The 13214-nt window shown below is 59.4% G+C and carries 26 protein-coding genes; 10 read left to right on the forward strand and 16 right to left on the reverse strand.

Features of this window, described 5'->3' with window-relative positions; all coding sequences use genetic code 11:
• Positions 1-2 precede the first annotated feature (2 nt).
• From E4O98_RS04370 to E4O98_RS04445, 16 genes are all read right to left on the reverse strand, one after another.
• Complete coding sequence (locus tag E4O98_RS04370; protein ID WP_222933204.1) at positions 3-248, reverse strand: hypothetical protein; 246 nt, start codon at positions 246-248, stop codon at positions 3-5.
• Entirely contained in the window at positions 245-1840 is a 1596-nt protein-coding gene (locus tag E4O98_RS04375) for a portal protein (RefSeq protein ID WP_248134262.1), read from the reverse strand. The genes E4O98_RS04370 and E4O98_RS04375 overlap by 4 nt, the downstream gene beginning before the upstream one ends.
• Entirely contained in the window at positions 1837-2040 is a 204-nt protein-coding gene (locus E4O98_RS04380; protein ID WP_248134264.1) for a hypothetical protein, read from the reverse strand. The genes E4O98_RS04375 and E4O98_RS04380 overlap by 4 nt, the downstream gene beginning before the upstream one ends.
• A 4-nt stretch (positions 2041-2044) precedes the next feature.
• Positions 2045-2482 (reverse strand): hypothetical protein, encoded by a 438-nt coding sequence (locus E4O98_RS04385; RefSeq protein ID WP_057976777.1) that lies wholly within the window; start codon positions 2480-2482, stop codon positions 2045-2047.
• 70 nt (positions 2483-2552) lie between these two features.
• Entirely contained in the window at positions 2553-2999 is a 447-nt protein-coding gene (locus E4O98_RS04390) for a lysis system i-spanin subunit Rz (RefSeq protein WP_248134265.1), read from the reverse strand.
• Positions 2996-3466, reverse strand: a complete 471-nt coding sequence (locus E4O98_RS04395; RefSeq protein WP_248134267.1) for a lysozyme — start codon at positions 3464-3466, stop codon at positions 2996-2998. Before E4O98_RS04395 ends, E4O98_RS04390 begins: the two co-directional genes overlap by 4 nt.
• Positions 3466-3672 carry a hypothetical protein gene (locus tag E4O98_RS04400; protein WP_054897644.1) on the reverse strand — a complete coding sequence of 69 codons (207 nt, stop codon included), beginning with the start codon at positions 3670-3672 and terminating at the stop codon, positions 3466-3468. Before E4O98_RS04400 ends, E4O98_RS04395 begins: the two co-directional genes overlap by 1 nt.
• A 95-nt stretch (positions 3673-3767) precedes the next feature.
• A complete protein-coding gene (locus E4O98_RS04405; RefSeq protein WP_248134269.1) occupies positions 3768-3953 on the reverse strand; it encodes a hypothetical protein in 186 nt (61 codons plus the stop codon).
• On the reverse strand, positions 3946-4305 hold the full coding sequence (locus E4O98_RS04410) for a hypothetical protein (RefSeq protein WP_248134271.1): 360 nt from the start codon (positions 4303-4305) through the stop codon (positions 3946-3948). The genes E4O98_RS04405 and E4O98_RS04410 overlap by 8 nt, the downstream gene beginning before the upstream one ends.
• 194 nt (positions 4306-4499) lie before the next feature.
• Positions 4500-4760: a hypothetical protein gene (locus E4O98_RS04415; protein ID WP_054897646.1), complete on the reverse strand. Its 261-nt coding sequence runs from the start codon at positions 4758-4760 to the stop codon at positions 4500-4502.
• Between the two features lie 2 nt (positions 4761-4762).
• Positions 4763-4999 carry a hypothetical protein gene (locus tag E4O98_RS04420; protein WP_248134273.1) on the reverse strand — a complete coding sequence of 79 codons (237 nt, stop codon included), beginning with the start codon at positions 4997-4999 and terminating at the stop codon, positions 4763-4765.
• A gap of 265 nt (positions 5000-5264) precedes the next feature.
• The gene (locus E4O98_RS04425; RefSeq protein ID WP_198798680.1) at positions 5265-5708 is read right to left on the reverse strand and encodes a RusA family crossover junction endodeoxyribonuclease; all 444 of its coding nucleotides are present in this window, start codon (positions 5706-5708) and stop codon (positions 5265-5267) included.
• Entirely contained in the window at positions 5701-6420 is a 720-nt protein-coding gene (locus E4O98_RS04430) for a replication protein P (protein ID WP_248134275.1), read from the reverse strand. Before E4O98_RS04430 ends, E4O98_RS04425 begins: the two co-directional genes overlap by 8 nt.
• On the reverse strand, positions 6347-7057 hold the full coding sequence (locus tag E4O98_RS04435; RefSeq protein ID WP_248134278.1) for a DnaT-like ssDNA-binding domain-containing protein: 711 nt from the start codon (positions 7055-7057) through the stop codon (positions 6347-6349). Before E4O98_RS04435 ends, E4O98_RS04430 begins: the two co-directional genes overlap by 74 nt.
• Positions 7058-7074: 17 nt before the next feature.
• Entirely contained in the window at positions 7075-7386 is a 312-nt protein-coding gene (locus E4O98_RS04440; RefSeq protein WP_223513920.1) for a transposase family protein, read from the reverse strand.
• A 2-nt stretch (positions 7387-7388) separates the two neighbouring features.
• Entirely contained in the window at positions 7389-7577 is a 189-nt protein-coding gene (locus tag E4O98_RS04445; RefSeq protein ID WP_060772916.1) for a Cro/CI family transcriptional regulator, read from the reverse strand.
• Positions 7578-7666: 89 nt separating this feature from the next.
• Between E4O98_RS04445 and E4O98_RS04450 the strand changes: the two genes are divergently transcribed.
• The 10 genes from E4O98_RS04450 (at position 7667) to E4O98_RS04495 (ending at position 13212) form a co-directional block, all read left to right on the forward strand.
• Positions 7667-8380 carry a S24 family peptidase gene (locus tag E4O98_RS04450; RefSeq protein WP_248134280.1) on the forward strand — a complete coding sequence of 238 codons (714 nt, stop codon included), beginning with the start codon at positions 7667-7669 and terminating at the stop codon, positions 8378-8380.
• Complete coding sequence (locus E4O98_RS04455; protein ID WP_248134281.1) at positions 8377-8592, forward strand: hypothetical protein; 216 nt, start codon at positions 8377-8379, stop codon at positions 8590-8592. Before E4O98_RS04450 ends, E4O98_RS04455 begins: the two co-directional genes overlap by 4 nt.
• Positions 8593-8899: 307 nt before the next feature.
• Positions 8900-9079: a hypothetical protein gene (locus tag E4O98_RS04460; protein ID WP_248134283.1), complete on the forward strand. Its 180-nt coding sequence runs from the start codon at positions 8900-8902 to the stop codon at positions 9077-9079.
• 66 nt (positions 9080-9145) lie between these two features.
• Positions 9146-9433, forward strand: coding sequence for a hypothetical protein (locus E4O98_RS04465; RefSeq protein WP_248134285.1), 288 nt, complete (start codon positions 9146-9148; stop codon positions 9431-9433).
• A complete protein-coding gene (locus E4O98_RS04470) occupies positions 9430-9666 on the forward strand; it encodes a hypothetical protein (RefSeq protein WP_248134287.1) in 237 nt (78 codons plus the stop codon). Before E4O98_RS04465 ends, E4O98_RS04470 begins: the two co-directional genes overlap by 4 nt.
• 241 nt (positions 9667-9907) lie before the next feature.
• A complete protein-coding gene (locus E4O98_RS04475; protein ID WP_248134289.1) occupies positions 9908-10180 on the forward strand; it encodes a hypothetical protein in 273 nt (90 codons plus the stop codon).
• A gap of 3 nt (positions 10181-10183) precedes the next feature.
• Complete coding sequence (locus tag E4O98_RS04480; protein ID WP_248134290.1) at positions 10184-10555, forward strand: hypothetical protein; 372 nt, start codon at positions 10184-10186, stop codon at positions 10553-10555.
• A gap of 52 nt (positions 10556-10607) precedes the next feature.
• The gene (locus E4O98_RS04485) at positions 10608-11363 is read left to right on the forward strand and encodes a hypothetical protein (RefSeq protein ID WP_248134292.1); all 756 of its coding nucleotides are present in this window, start codon (positions 10608-10610) and stop codon (positions 11361-11363) included.
• Entirely contained in the window at positions 11360-13015 is a 1656-nt protein-coding gene (locus tag E4O98_RS04490) for a YqaJ viral recombinase family protein (protein ID WP_248134294.1), read from the forward strand. Before E4O98_RS04485 ends, E4O98_RS04490 begins: the two co-directional genes overlap by 4 nt.
• Entirely contained in the window at positions 13012-13212 is a 201-nt protein-coding gene (locus tag E4O98_RS04495) for a hypothetical protein (RefSeq protein WP_248134296.1), read from the forward strand. Before E4O98_RS04490 ends, E4O98_RS04495 begins: the two co-directional genes overlap by 4 nt.
• Positions 13213-13214 lie beyond the last annotated feature (2 nt).

The raw sequence follows: 13214 nt of genomic DNA on the forward strand, positions 1-13214 counted from the left end.
CGTTATTCCTCTTGCTCGTTGGGATCGGCTTGGACGCCGTTGGCGCGGTTGATGCGGGTTACAACGTGGTCGAGGACTTCACGGGCCCCGGCCTGCTTGTACGTGGTGAGGATGGCGTCGATGCCACCGATGGTGCAGGCGTTGCGCGAGAACCGCTGAATCAGCAGTTCCAGGCACATGGCGCCTTCGTGGTGTTCCTCGAAAACGCGTTTGAACATCGCGTCGATCTGCTCGGGGGTCATGGTCATGCTGCGGCTCCCTGTTGTTTCAATGCGGCTTCACCGGCCTGCTGCATCATTGCTTGCTGTTGCTCCTGCTCCATTGCGGCCTGCTGGGCCTGGGCACGGTCGGCGCGGATCTTGTCCCGGTCGGCAGTGCTGCGGATGATCGAGCCAGGAACGCCCAGGGCCTCGCCCTTGAAGCGCTGCGCCTCGTCCATGTCGATGTTGTCCATAACGGTTGGGTCAGTTGCGGCGATGGCCAGCGCGCCAGCAACGAACGTGTCGATGGCGGTCACTTCCTCCAGCTTCTGCGACCTGGCCAGCGGCGACAGGTAACGCACGGTGAAGTTGCGGCCTGCCAACGATTCAGGCGCAGCACCCAGCACACCAGCGCGGTAGGCGATGCCGAAGCACCGCTCAATCATTGGTTGCAGGTACTCGGTTTGGAGTCGGCCATACACCGGGCCCAGCAGTTGGCGTATCAGGCTGACCCGGACATGCACCTCAGTGGCAGTCATCGCCGGGCCGTCCTGGGCCTGGAGCTGGTCAGCCATCAGGATCTTGCGGATAGAGCCTTGCAGGCGGGCAATCTTGGTCTCGGCGTACTGGAAGTTTGAGCCGCTTTGCAGGGGCTTCATGCTGTCCACAGAGTTGGCCACGATGATCTTGCGCGGGCCAACCTTGACGGTGCGCGGGTTCAACACGCCGTCATCCTCGGCGATCCACATACCGGCGATGGCCAGGTCACCCGCCGCCAGGTCCATGCGGCACAGTTCGTTCAACGTGCGCGCATCGGGCAAGGCGTCGAACACTGGGCCCACGGCGTACACGCTGTCCGGGATCATCATCCAGCGCGGAACAACAACCGGCATTTCGTGGTAACCAGACTCGCTGACCAGCTTCTTGGCTTCCACCTCGACCTTGCAGGAAGCAATGGGCATGTTCTTCGCCAACTTGGCGTTGACCATGTGCGTGGTGCGCGGGTAGATCGCGTGGACAAACCTCACCATTTCCTGTGGCTTGCTCAGTGCCAGCTTGCGGGTAGCCTCGCTTACGTTCTCCTCGCCAAACTCGTTCACCGCCTGCTCAGCGGTGAGTTTGTATTCCCGGTACACGGTGTCGATCTTGCCGCCAGCCTTGGACGCCGAGGCGTACACGCTCGCAATAGGCCACAGATCGAACGTGAAGCCGCCCTTCTCCATGTCCTGATCGATGTACAGGGCAAACCATCCAGCGCACACAACGTCGATAAGCCCCTCAAAGGCCGCTGCGTCGAAGTTGGATGCGTGGATGTTCTGCCAGAGAATGTCGGCCGAGTCGTCCAGCCAACGGCGTTCTTCCTCGGTTTCCTGGCCGACGTCCATGCCGAACCACAGGGAGTTGGCCGGAGTCAGGCCCGACATGATCCCGGACGACAGGATGCGCGCTGCGTCCGTGGTGGTGCCGTCGATCATCCTGGCCTTACGCATCTGCGCTTCGATGGCCGTGATTTGTTCAGTGCAAAAGCCACTACCCCGGATGGGGTAGCTGTGGTCGAAACAATCGCGCCAGACCGTTTCATGCGGCAGGCGGAGAGACTTCAAAGTGCCCAACGTTTTGGCGATCTGGTCTGCGTTCATGCGCCGAGTGTCCTTTTCCCTTGATCGAGGACGGAGCCCGCGGCGCCACCAGTGGAGAGCAGGCTGCTCTCTGCCTTGCGCTTCTTGCGGGTGGCGGTTTCTTCGTTGGCCTTCTGTGCTGCCAGGTCGGCGGCTTTCTGTGCCTCGACAGCTGGGTCAGGCGTGGCAACGGTCTTTGGTGCCTTCGGTTTGCTTCCCATGTCGTCAGTCCTTCGCCTTGGGTTCAGGGCACAGCCAGCCATCGTTGGTCAGCACGGCCTGCTTGAGGGTGGTTGCGTCGTGGTTACCGGTGCTGGCCTGGGCCTTGGGCGCTGGCTCGCTGGTGCGTTGTGGGTCCAGCACCAGGGGATCACCACCAGCGTTCAGGCGCTCGGCCTCGGTTTCGGCCTGGGCCTTGGCGCCGTCGCCTGCCGCGAGGAAGTCGCTGAACCAATCGTCATTGGCGGTGGACCAGATCTTCCAGCGCCCGCCGCCGTTGTGCTTGGCAGCGAACAGCGGCTGGGCCGAAGCCTGGGCGTTAGCGGTGTTGAGTTCGCTGGCGTTGGGGTTGCCGGTGCTGGCGTCACTGATTGCGCCTGCAAGCGGCGTGATGGTGGCGAGCGGCTCGCCTGGGGTCTGCGGGGTAAGGTCTGGAGCTGGCATTGGGCTGGCCTCGGGTTGGTTGATGATCAACGAGGGCCAGAATCAATGGGGTGGGCTGTCGGGTTCCCGACTATTTCGATGGGCTGCGGGAGCAAGCGCGGGTGATGAAGTCCTGCAGGCCGATCACCTGGGCGGTGACTTTGGCGTGGGCTGCAACGAGGTCGGCATAATCCTGTCGAGCATCTGCTGCAAGTTCGGGGGCGGCTGCATCAGCGCTGCCGGTGGGCTGGGGATTGGCTGGCACACAGGCGGCACGGACGTACACGCGCTTAACACCAGCATTGAGGTCAGTAACAAGCTGCGGCTTGGATAGTTCGGCATTGCTGATTGCCTCCAGATACTGGCTGTCGATGGAATCGCGAACGGTTAGGGCCTGCTCGTATGCCGCTGCCTGCCCTTCCAGCACACCTACACGCTCCGTTGAGGTGGTGAGCCTGGCGCTGACATGGTCGAGACGCCAAAGCGCCAGCAGCAGGCCAATGGCGAGCGCGGCGCAGATGCCGAGGATGATTCTCACAAGCCCACCTCGCACAACTCACGCTCAGCTGCGCGGCGGTTGACCAGCCCTTTCAGCTTCGCGCCCTTGGCGTACACCCAGCGGCTCAGCTCGGCACAGGCCCCACGCGCGTCGCCGGCATTGAGCTTGCGCAATAGGGTGGATGCCTTGAACTGGGGTTCGCCGACGTTGTACACAAACGATGCCAGGGCGGCGCGGCGTGTCTCGGGCTGTGGCCTGGTGACGTTGCGGTCAACGCCAGCCATTGCGATGGAGAGTTCTTGCTGCAACAGCGCATCGCACTGTGCTGGGGTCTTGGTCTGGCCCAGGCGCACACCACGGGTTACGCCTTCGCAGATGGTGGGAATGCCAACAGGATCAAGGTAGGCCACCAGGCTGCGGCCTTCGAAGTTGGTCACCAGCACACCGGTCATGCCCACGGCGCCTGCCAGTGACACGGCGAGGATGCGCTGCTGTAGCGGGCCCATCAGCCTTGCGACCTGTTAGGGCGAACCCAGTCACGGAACTGAGCCCAGTAGCGCGGCACCAACAGGCCGATCTGCAACACCAGGTACAGCACAGTCAGCGCTGTGACCCACTCGGCTGGCGTCATGCCAAACAACATGGCGCCTGAAACGATGATCGGTGGTGCTGCTTTGGTTGCCTCGACGGCCACGTCTTGGGTTGCGTTCAAGGTTGATTCTCCCCGGCGAAAAAAAGCCCAGCGCGGTGGCTGGGCTGCGATGACGCCAAGAGTCGTCGGGGTCAGGTGTCGGAATCCCGACTATTTCAATACGTCACAGGGATTACGCGCTCAATCATGGCGGCCTGTTCAGGCGTAAGCCCCCTGCTAGTCAGGTCGTTACGCGAAAGACCCGACAGAAGTAGATGCAGGGCCCTGGCTTCCTCGCCAGTCAGCCGCATGGCTACATCGTCAGTTTCATCGTCCAGCGGCAAAATGATCTTTTCAGCCATGGCTATTCTCCTTCTCACGCCCAAGCTCGGCAGCGGCCAGAACGATGGCGCGGCGCAGCCCTTCGATGCCGCCATCCCACCCGATTGACCGCCACTTTCCAAGCGCTGGAGTTTTGCAGTACCAGACTTCCCGCTTTGCAGCGTCGACTTTCAGCCCGACCACAAAAGCCAGGCGGAATGCATCGCCGTCATTGGTCAGCGGATTCCACGTCTTGCCGTTGTACCAATCGAGGACGGCATTGCCAAGGATGTCGAATCCTGTGTTTCCACGGCCGCCACCGTTGAACTCTGACTTATCAATCTTGATTCCAGCAGCCTTTGCCGCCAGTTCCAGCAATTCCTGATCAGTCACTTCAAATCCTCCAGTTGATCGCCAGATGGTACGCCGCGCACCAGGTCATCGGCGAGCGCGGTCTTGGCTGCCTCATCCTTGGCAGCAGCGGAAACTTCAGCCACGCAACGGTTACACATTTCACCGAACATCTGACCGGCCCTGTAAGCACTGTGACACCGCCGACAAATGAATTGAACGCTCATGCCATTCCCTCAAGCCTTGGAGTGATAAGCCCACCAGTCACCGACGGCGACCATGGGCAGCTTTGAACGATCCCAGCCAGTGGCCTGGGACCAAAACAACACAAGGCGCTCCCCCTCGGTGTAGCGAGGTTCGGCGCCCTGTTTCCAACCCAGCAACGTCGTGCGCGCCACCCCAATCGCGTCAGCAATCGACTGCGGGGAATAGCCGGCACGCGAAAGCCCGGTGATCACCGTGAACCAATCAACCCGCTGTTCGACCAGGGCGAGCATGATCAGGCCACTCGCAGGTATTTCGGGTGGCAGACCTCGATCAGCTCGATACCTTCGAAGGTGACGCACCGGACGTCGTTCACGTACTCGATGTGCACAGGCGTCCACCCGCGCATGCCGAGCATCAAGTCGTAGAACTCGACACGCCCAACGTAGATAACCGGTTTGCTGCCTGGCCCATCGGTGTAGCGGTAGTGCTTCGCAAGCTCCTGCCTGATCCGGCTGACTATCTCGCTCATAGACCACCTCCAAACGCGCACGCACGCGAGCCAGAGTGAGTTGGCGCGCTCACCCCATACCCTTTCTGAATCCTTTTCGTCATTTCGGATATAACCGCGCCGAACGCTATAACCGGGTCGTTGGCCTCGTCGAAGTGGAACGGATGCACGGCCCTGCGATAGCCCAACATGCATTCGCCCTCACCTGGGCCAGACAGGTCCACATCCACCCCGATCATCACCCAGCCGTCGTTCAGCTCGCGGCATGACCATTTCATGATTGGATTCATGAGCACTCTCCCACCAGTGGTACGACCTTTACGGTTACACCCGGCGTAGCGCTGAAACGCTTGCTGAGCGAGATATTCACGACCTGGACGTCATCCCGGAACACGATGCCGTTGATGCCATCACAGATCGCCTTGAGCACGTTGTCGGCGTCGGGCTTCTTGGTCGGGAGCACATCGCCGTCCAATGCGGCTGCGGTTTTTTTCTTGGACCAGGACGCGGCTACGGCCACACGGATTGCCAATTCCATCAGGACTGGCCCGCCGATCAGCTCGCGGCCCTGCATGGCTTCCTGGGCGCTCATAGCGATCAGGGTTTCGTAGTTGGCGGTTTTCTTCGGGGTGAACATGCGTGCATGTCCGCCGATGGTGGTCACGCGTGGCCGGCCTTTGCCGATGGCCTCACCTGGCACGAAGAACGACACGGGCTTGAGGTCATGCATGGGTGTCTCTCCGGATACCGAGCTTTGCCAGCAGCAGCGCACGGCATGCCTTGGCGTCTCGTGGGATTTCTAGGATGTCTACGATTTCTTCCGCCAGCTTGTGAGAGAACTCCAACTGCACGAGCTGACGCGGGCGCATGCTGTCGTGGCCCAGGCCCTTGGCGATTCGCCCTTCCAGCGGCTGTCCGGTCTGTGCACGGCGCATGACGATGGCGTAGTTGCGTTCGAAGCGTTGGCGCAGCGCCTTGTCGTTGTTCGAACCCGTATGCAGGTCGTAGGTGCTGGTCGCTTCGGCTGCGATGCGAACTGCAGGATGGCTGTACGTGCCTGCGCGGGCTTCGTCCCAGGCTTGGGCTTCCGATGGCAGATCGTCCACACGCTTGCACAGGTCGACAAAGTCGCTTGGCGATGGCGGGAACTTGCATTCCTGGACCATGCGATGCAGGCCGCGGTTGATCGCGTCGTCACCGAAGTCCTTGACCACGGTCAGCCACACGCGGCGAGCCATTTGCTCAGCCTTCGCATCGCCGTAGTGCTTCTCGTACCAAGCCGGGAACGCCGTTTTCAGCGTTGCGAACACGCGGCGTACCGCCTGGCGTGCTTCGGTCTCCAGCGGGGTGACGTTCTCAGCTACAGGCTCACCAATTTGGGTCTGTGAGGATGTCGTGAGCGTTACGCGTGCGGCCTTGAGTAACTCGTCTACCGGTTTCATTGGGTGATCCCCCGTTGGCTTGCTGGGTGCGTGCTTGGCGTTTCAGTTGCTGGGCGAGCGCGTGTTCCCACTGGGCCTGGGTTTTCAGGTCATCGGGTCGGCTGATCCAGTACGAGCGGAATTCGAGAAGCTGGTCGGCTTCGAAGGTTTGGTTTGCCATGCCATTGCGGAACAGGACGGCGGTGAACGTTTTGGGATTTGGCTCCCAGGCGTCGTGAAGCGAGAATTTGTCCTGCGCGGTATGTGTGTGTTCTTTCTGTTCTGTATCTGTTCTGTTCTGTTCTGGGGCGTTACTGGAACGTTTCATGCGCGTTTCACGTTCTTCGGCCTCTTTTTTCTTCTTCTCGCGATGGGCTCTAACCCTTGCTGTGCTTGAGTCAGAGACGTATTGGCGCTTCTCCCAATTCGCCAAAGTCCAGTCGTCATTTATGAAACCCTTTGCCAAAAAAACGGCCTTGGTTTCAGCGAGAATTTCCTCTGTAACGCGCAGTGCGAACGCTATTGAAGTTTCGCGTTCGGTTACGTGAAACGTTTCAATACCGTTACTGCATTCAAGGCAAAAGAGCATGACCAAGCGGCGCTGCATGGCCTCGCTCATCATCTGGACTTTGGGGTCTGTGGCGAACTCGCCATACATCCGGAACCAATCCATGATCAGTCCCACCCGAGCGGGCCAGGCCGCTTCTTCTCGGCCTTCAACCCGATTTCAGCCAGGGTTTCGAGCGAGTGCAGATATGCCGGTGTCACGACGATGGCGGACTGGGGAACGACGCGCAGGCCCAGGAACGAAAGCACCTTGGCCCATCTTGCGTACTCACCCTCGTTCCAACGCGAGACGGTCGATTCACTCAACCCGGTTTCACGGGCTATCTCTTTCTGACCCACAGACAAAACCCTCTGCAAGATCAGGGTTTCCGTCTCCCGTGCGGTTTCATCGCCTTCTTGGCCTAATGAGTTCGTCGACATGGTCAGGCCACCGACTGAGGCCGGCTTTCTTGGCCGGCCTTCAGTGCTCCGTCGGTGAGCTTTTCCAGTTGGTACTGGCGTAACTCTGGGACTTCATCCCCCCACTGCCGCACGGCCTCGTAAGTGATCTTGAGGGCCTGCGCCAGCTTGGGGATGGAGCCGTAATAATCAATCGCTGTCTGGCGTTTCATAGGCACCTCCAATGCTGTTACGCCAAATTCAAGCATGCTTGTATTTAATAAGCAAGCATGCTTGACAAGCGAACTTGTAGATTTGGCGAATGAACATCACAGATCGAATGACGAAACTTGTATTGGCACGGAAGCCTGAAACCGGCGTACGTGGCGTGAAACGGCTTATCGCAACGACTTGCGATGTGAGTTACGAAGCCGTGCGCCAATGGTTCGCCGGGGACACCGGAAATGTTAAAAACCACAACCTGCTGGCGCTGGCTCGGGGACTGGATACCACGGTCGACTGGCTGCTGGATGGCGCTGGCGAACCACCGAGGCGTGCCATGGACAACGTATTGATAGGCGACTTCACCCGCCAGCCAAAGGAAGATGAGCTTTCAATCCCTCAATATGACGTTGTGGCGTCTATGGGACCTGGGCAGGTACTGCCGAAGGAATACATCGAGACAGTGCGCAACATCACGGTTCGCACGGAATACCTACGTGAGCAGGGAATCACCTATACCCATGGTGACAACCTTTCAGTGATTACTGGCTTCGGCGAAAGCATGGGTGCCACATTTTCCAGCGGGGACCCACTGATCGTTGACCAAGGCATCAACGAGGTAGTGGTAGATGGCGTTTACGTGTTCACCCTGGATGGCATGCTGTACATCAAGCGCTTGCAACGACTTCCCAAAATGCTGCGGATGATTTCTGACAACGAGACATTCCCGCCATACGACATCAAAGGCGCTGAACTTGAAAGCATGATCATTCATGCCCGCGTGCTGCTGGCCTGGAACGCGAGAAAGCTATGAAGATGGAGCGCATAGTGGTTGCCGGGTTCGCGGCGGTCATCATCACGATGGCGATATGCACCGCACTTATACGTAAAGAGATTCGACTGAATGCCTACTCACCTGATGCTGTCGTCCAGCAGCTTGAAGAAGAAGGCCAGAAAACACGCGATGCGATCCAGGGCGTGAAGCGAGAAGAACCGCCGATAGCCTGGCCCCCACTCGGATACTGACTCCCAAAAATAGAAGCCCGCCACTGAGCGGGCTTTTTTTCGTCCCAAGGAAAATTCACAAGTGAACTTGCATATCGAATACAAGCATGCTTTTATAAGTGCAAGTCTGCTTGTACATGAGGCCAACCGCTCTTTAACAACCAGCCGCAACAAAGCGTCGACCGGGAAAGGCTTTGACGCATCGGGCGTGGGCGACTCCCACCCTGATGCGCCGTATAGACCTCGGTACGTCGGCGTGCAAGACAACGGAAATTTTCACTGATGCACCTGGCGACGGGTGCATTGGGAAAACAACCGGAGAAACACCATGACTCGTAACGAATATGAAGACGTTGAAGCATTTGCCGCCGTTTCACTCGCCGGCCTTTTGGCTCGCGGCACGCCGTACACCCCTGGGGATATCGCCTCAGAGGCATTCGAAATTGCCGAAGCCTTTCAGCAAGAAAAGATGAAGCGTATCGGCGAGAAACCATCCTACGACCAGTGACCGCATCACCTCTGTCCATTCCACCGAGTGGGCAGACGGATGTAATCACCGCCTCTGGAGGCATCCATGGAACACGAAATAGTTGTTGAGGGTTTTGTCCTCCAGGTGGAGGTAACCCACTGCGTGAATGAGCCGCCGTGTTACGGCAGCACCAACAGCGACTGGGACGCCCAGGGCGAACGGGAGCTGGAATTCAAGATTGTGTCGGGCATCTGCTACGACGAAGACGGGGTGCGGATGGATGTGCCGGACTATCAACTGCCGGTGCTGGCCCATCAGTACGGCCCGCAGATTGAACTGGCGCTGTGGTTTGAGATTGACGCCCGCAAGTGCCGGGAACGGTGGGCAGCATGAGCCGTCGCCAACATCAGATCGCCGTGGACATGATCGATTCACGGTTTGCCCTTTTACAGGCCGGTGAAACATCGGCGGTAGTGCACGCCGAGGCGAGCATAGCCGTGGAACTGGCCTATTCGCTGGGTGCCATCGATATGGATGAACACCGGCATTACGTTGAACGCCGCGACCGCATCTACGCCAGACAGGCCGAAGCATTCGCGGCAGACATTCGGAGGTGCGCACCGTGACGATTATTTGCCGAACATCCGCCCAACTTGTTGAAGTCCTGCGCCGTCAGGGCTTTTTTTTGGTCACTGATTTGCCCCGCCCGCTGAAACTCGAAACGCGGCGCGGGATGTTGATTGCGAGGATGCCATGACCACCCGCCAAGCCATCCGCCTGACCTCGGCCATCGTTGGCCTGACCTTCCTCACCATCGTTCTGCTGGGCCCCGCTATCGGCGGGCTCATAACCCAATAGGTAAACACCATGTCCAACCAAAACAATGGCGGGCCGGCCTTTCCGCTTACCCGTGAATCTTCATTTTCAAAGAATTACGAAGGCATGACCCTGCGCGACTACTTCGCGGCCCACACGGCGATAACCCTCGATGACTACGGCGTGCCTTATGCATCGTCAATTGTGGGTCGGGCCATGCCTGACTTCGCAGCCGATCCATTGGGTAACCAGCTGTTTTGGGCCGAGTTCAGAGCCCGCATGCGCTACGCCGAAGCCGACGCCATGCTGGCCGCACGGGGGTGACTCATGAGCCGCCACGCCAAAGACTTCGAAGCCCGCAAGGCTTCGGCAATGGAGACGGCGCGCTGGCTGCTGCCAGAGCTGCACCGGGCAATTGATCGAGGGCTAGACAAGGTTGAGCTGTCGGTGAAGGACGTCAAAGAGGTGCTTGCTTACCTGGAAGCCACCGCCCAGCGCGAGAAAGTCGAGTTCGCCGGCAAGCACCTGGGCTTTGCTGATCCCGAAATGATGCGAAGCCTGATGACCCGTGACCGTGCTTCGGCGCCGGTACTGTTCAAGAAAACACCGAAATACTGCATCGAAGTGTTCTATGTCGATCTGCCGCCGAACGCCATCCAGTTAGAGAAGCGCCAGCAACGGCTGACCGCTTCCGCCTAAACAACTCCCGTTAAACCATCAGTGCTGCGCATGCCGCGGCAAGGAAACTCTTGTGTCCGAATTAGCCATCAAACCCACGTTCAGCCTGTTGCCACAGAACATCGACGAGGCATTGCGCTTTGCCGACTACCTGTCGAAGTCCTCAATCATCCCGAAAGACTTCATCAACAACCCCGGCAACATCCTGGTCGCCATCCAGTGGGGCATGGAGCTGGGCCTGCAACCCATGCAGGCGATGCAGAACATCGCCGTTATCAACGGCCGCCCTTCACTTTGGGGTGACGCTGTCATCGGTTTGGTCCGCGCTTCGCCACTTTGCGAGTACGTGACAGAGACCGACGACGGGGAGACGGCAACCTGCCGCGTCAAGCGTGTCGGCGAAGAGGAGCAGGTCCGCACGTTCAGCATGGCCGACGCCGCCCAGGCTGGACTCAAGGGCAAGCAAGGTCCATGGACTCAATACCCGAAACGTATGCGGCAGATGCGCGCCCGCTCGTTTGCGCTGCGCGACATGTTCGCCGACGTTCTGCGCGGTATGCCCGTCGCCGAGGAATTGCAAGACATGCCTACCGAGCCGATTCGTGGGACCGCTCAGACGGTCACGCAAAAGATTGAAGCGCCCGAGGCGCTTCCTGCTTATCCGGATGAAAAGCTCACAGAGAACCTGCCGGAGTGGCGCAAGGCTGTTCAGGACGGTCGCTCTGTGCCTGACCGCCTGATCGCAATGGTAAGTAGCAAATTCACCCTCAACGCCGAGCAGATCGACAAGATCAAGGCCCTGGCTGACATCGAAGGAGAGCAAGCATGATCATCCACAACGTTGCCCAGGGCACACCAGAATGGCACGCACTGCGTGCCCAGCACTTCACTGCATCCGAAGCTCCAGCCATGATGGGGGCCTCAAAGTACCAGTCACGCACCGATCTACTGACCCTCAAGAAAACCGGCATCGTTCCGGAGGTGACACCTCAGCAGCAGCGCAACTTCGACCGGGGCCATGCCACTGAGGCGCTGGCCCGCCCGATGGTTGAAGCCATGATCGGTGAAGAGCTTTACCCGGTCGTTGGCACCGAAGGCAACCTGCTGGCGTCCATGGATGGCCAAACGATGCTGGGTGAGACGCTGTTTGAGCACAAGTTATGGAATGACAGCGTGGTCGCGCAGATCAAAGCCGGCCAGTTGGAGCCCCATTACTACTGGCAGCTTGAGCAGCAACTGCTGGTGAGCGGCGCCGAACGGGTGATTTTCGTTTGCTCAGACGGTACCGCCGAGAACTTCGAGCACATGGAATACCGCCCTGTCGCAGGACGCGCCCAACAGCTGGTCGATGGCTGGGCCCAGTTCGAAACGGACCTTGGAGCATACGAGGTTACGGCGGAAGCACCGTCTATCGTGGTCGGCAAGGCCCCAGACGAACTGCCAGCGCTGCGCATTGAGCTGACCGGCATGGTTACCGCCAGCAACCTGCATGTATTTGAGTCGTCGGCCCTGGCGGTCATCGACTCGGTTAAAACCACGCTCACGACTGACCAGGACTTCGCCGACGCCAAAAAGGCGGTCAAGTGGTGCGGCGACGTTGAGTCAGCGGTGAAGGAGGCGAAAAAGCAGGCTCTGTCGCAGACTGCAACCATCGCCGATCTGTTCTCGTCGCTGGATCGCGTCAGCGCTCACGCCCGTGAAACGCGCCTAAAGGTCGAAAAGCTGGTCGCTGCGCAAGAGCTGCTGGTGAAAAGCGGTATCAAGCAGAAGGGCGAGCAGGCCCTGGCAGAACACATCGCCGGGATCAACAAGACCCTGGGTAAGGTGACGTTGCCGAATATCCCTTCGGACTTCGCCGGGGCCATCAAGAACAAACGCACCATCGCCAGCTTGCAGGACGCCGTCGACACCGAGTTGGCCCGCGCCAAGATCGAAGCCAGCAAAGCAGCTGATGCAATCCGCCTGAACCTCAGCAGCCTGGCAGAGCTGGCAGTTGACCATGTGTTCTTGTTCAGCGACGTGCAGCAGCTGGTGGGCAAATCCAATGAAGACTTGGTGACGCTGATCAAATTCCGAATCGCCGAACACAAACGGGTCGAGGACGAAAAGGCCGAAGCCCAGCGCGAGAAGATCCGCAAAGAGGAACTGCAGCGCATCGCCAACGAGCAGGAAGCCGAGCGCCTTGCAGCGATCAAGCCCAAGCCAGAGCCAGTTGTCGAGCCTGCCCCTGTACAGCAGGCGCCAGTTCAGCAGTCGAAGCCAGCGCAGCAAGCCGCCAAGCCTGTCGCAACCGCAACAACCCAGGCAGCGCAGATGCAGGCCGAAGTCTTCGACCTGGAAGCCCTGGTGCAGGCCGTCGCCGCTGGCCAGGTGCCCGTCACCGTGCTGACCGTCAAGTGGGAAGTGCTCGACGCCCTGGTTGCTGAGCAGGGCGCCAGCTTCAACGCCCCAGGGGTTCGCCTCGTCCGGGTAGCCGCGTGACAGCCCAATCAATCCTCGACATCTACGACAGTGTCGAGGAGTTCGCCGCCATCCTGACCTCCGCTGAGCTGCACGCCAGCGGGGCCTGGGAGTTGGATTTTGTCGAGAACATGCGCGCCAGCTTCAAGCGTTACGCCGCGCACACCAACCTAACCCCGCTTCAACAACAACACCTTGAGCGAATCGCCAAGCACTGAGG

The organism is Pseudomonas sp. W2Jun17 (assembly GCF_023127795.1).
Lineage (GTDB): Bacteria > Pseudomonadota > Gammaproteobacteria > Pseudomonadales > Pseudomonadaceae > Aquipseudomonas > Aquipseudomonas synxantha_A.

Excerpts from the sequence above, each read along its gene's own strand:
- E4O98_RS04435 (WP_248134278.1), bottom strand. The coding sequence starts at position 7,057 with ATGTATGGCGAGTTCGCCACAGACCCCAAAGTCCAGATGATGAGCGAG.
- E4O98_RS04490 (WP_248134294.1), top strand. The coding sequence starts at position 11,360 with ATGATCATCCACAACGTTGCCCAGGGCACACCAGAATGGCACGCACTG.
- E4O98_RS04445 (WP_060772916.1), bottom strand. The coding sequence starts at position 7,577 with ATGAAACGCCAGACAGCGATTGATTATTACGGCTCCATCCCCAAGCTG.
- E4O98_RS04480 (WP_248134290.1), top strand. The coding sequence starts at position 10,184 with ATGAGCCGCCACGCCAAAGACTTCGAAGCCCGCAAGGCTTCGGCAATG.
- E4O98_RS04370 (WP_222933204.1), bottom strand. The coding sequence starts at position 248 with ATGACCATGACCCCCGAGCAGATCGACGCGATGTTCAAACGCGTTTTC.
- E4O98_RS04455 (WP_248134281.1), top strand. The coding sequence starts at position 8,377 with ATGAAGATGGAGCGCATAGTGGTTGCCGGGTTCGCGGCGGTCATCATC.
- E4O98_RS04380 (WP_248134264.1), bottom strand. The coding sequence starts at position 2,040 with ATGGGAAGCAAACCGAAGGCACCAAAGACCGTTGCCACGCCTGACCCA.
- E4O98_RS04470 (WP_248134287.1), top strand. The coding sequence starts at position 9,430 with ATGAGCCGTCGCCAACATCAGATCGCCGTGGACATGATCGATTCACGG.
- E4O98_RS04375 (WP_248134262.1), bottom strand. The coding sequence starts at position 1,840 with ATGAACGCAGACCAGATCGCCAAAACGTTGGGCACTTTGAAGTCTCTC.
- E4O98_RS04430 (WP_248134275.1), bottom strand. The coding sequence starts at position 6,420 with ATGAAACCGGTAGACGAGTTACTCAAGGCCGCACGCGTAACGCTCACG.
- E4O98_RS04450 (WP_248134280.1), top strand. The coding sequence starts at position 7,667 with ATGAACATCACAGATCGAATGACGAAACTTGTATTGGCACGGAAGCCT.
- E4O98_RS04475 (WP_248134289.1), top strand. The coding sequence starts at position 9,908 with ATGTCCAACCAAAACAATGGCGGGCCGGCCTTTCCGCTTACCCGTGAA.
- E4O98_RS04440 (WP_223513920.1), bottom strand. The coding sequence starts at position 7,386 with ATGTCGACGAACTCATTAGGCCAAGAAGGCGATGAAACCGCACGGGAG.
- E4O98_RS04465 (WP_248134285.1), top strand. The coding sequence starts at position 9,146 with ATGGAACACGAAATAGTTGTTGAGGGTTTTGTCCTCCAGGTGGAGGTA.
- E4O98_RS04395 (WP_248134267.1), bottom strand. The coding sequence starts at position 3,466 with ATGGGCCCGCTACAGCAGCGCATCCTCGCCGTGTCACTGGCAGGCGCC.
- E4O98_RS04425 (WP_198798680.1), bottom strand. The coding sequence starts at position 5,708 with ATGCATGACCTCAAGCCCGTGTCGTTCTTCGTGCCAGGTGAGGCCATC.
- E4O98_RS04405 (WP_248134269.1), bottom strand. The coding sequence starts at position 3,953 with ATGGCTGAAAAGATCATTTTGCCGCTGGACGATGAAACTGACGATGTA.
- E4O98_RS04420 (WP_248134273.1), bottom strand. The coding sequence starts at position 4,999 with ATGAGCGAGATAGTCAGCCGGATCAGGCAGGAGCTTGCGAAGCACTAC.
- E4O98_RS04415 (WP_054897646.1), bottom strand. The coding sequence starts at position 4,760 with ATGCTCGCCCTGGTCGAACAGCGGGTTGATTGGTTCACGGTGATCACC.
- E4O98_RS04460 (WP_248134283.1), top strand. The coding sequence starts at position 8,900 with ATGACTCGTAACGAATATGAAGACGTTGAAGCATTTGCCGCCGTTTCA.
- E4O98_RS04385 (WP_057976777.1), bottom strand. The coding sequence starts at position 2,482 with ATGCCAGCTCCAGACCTTACCCCGCAGACCCCAGGCGAGCCGCTCGCC.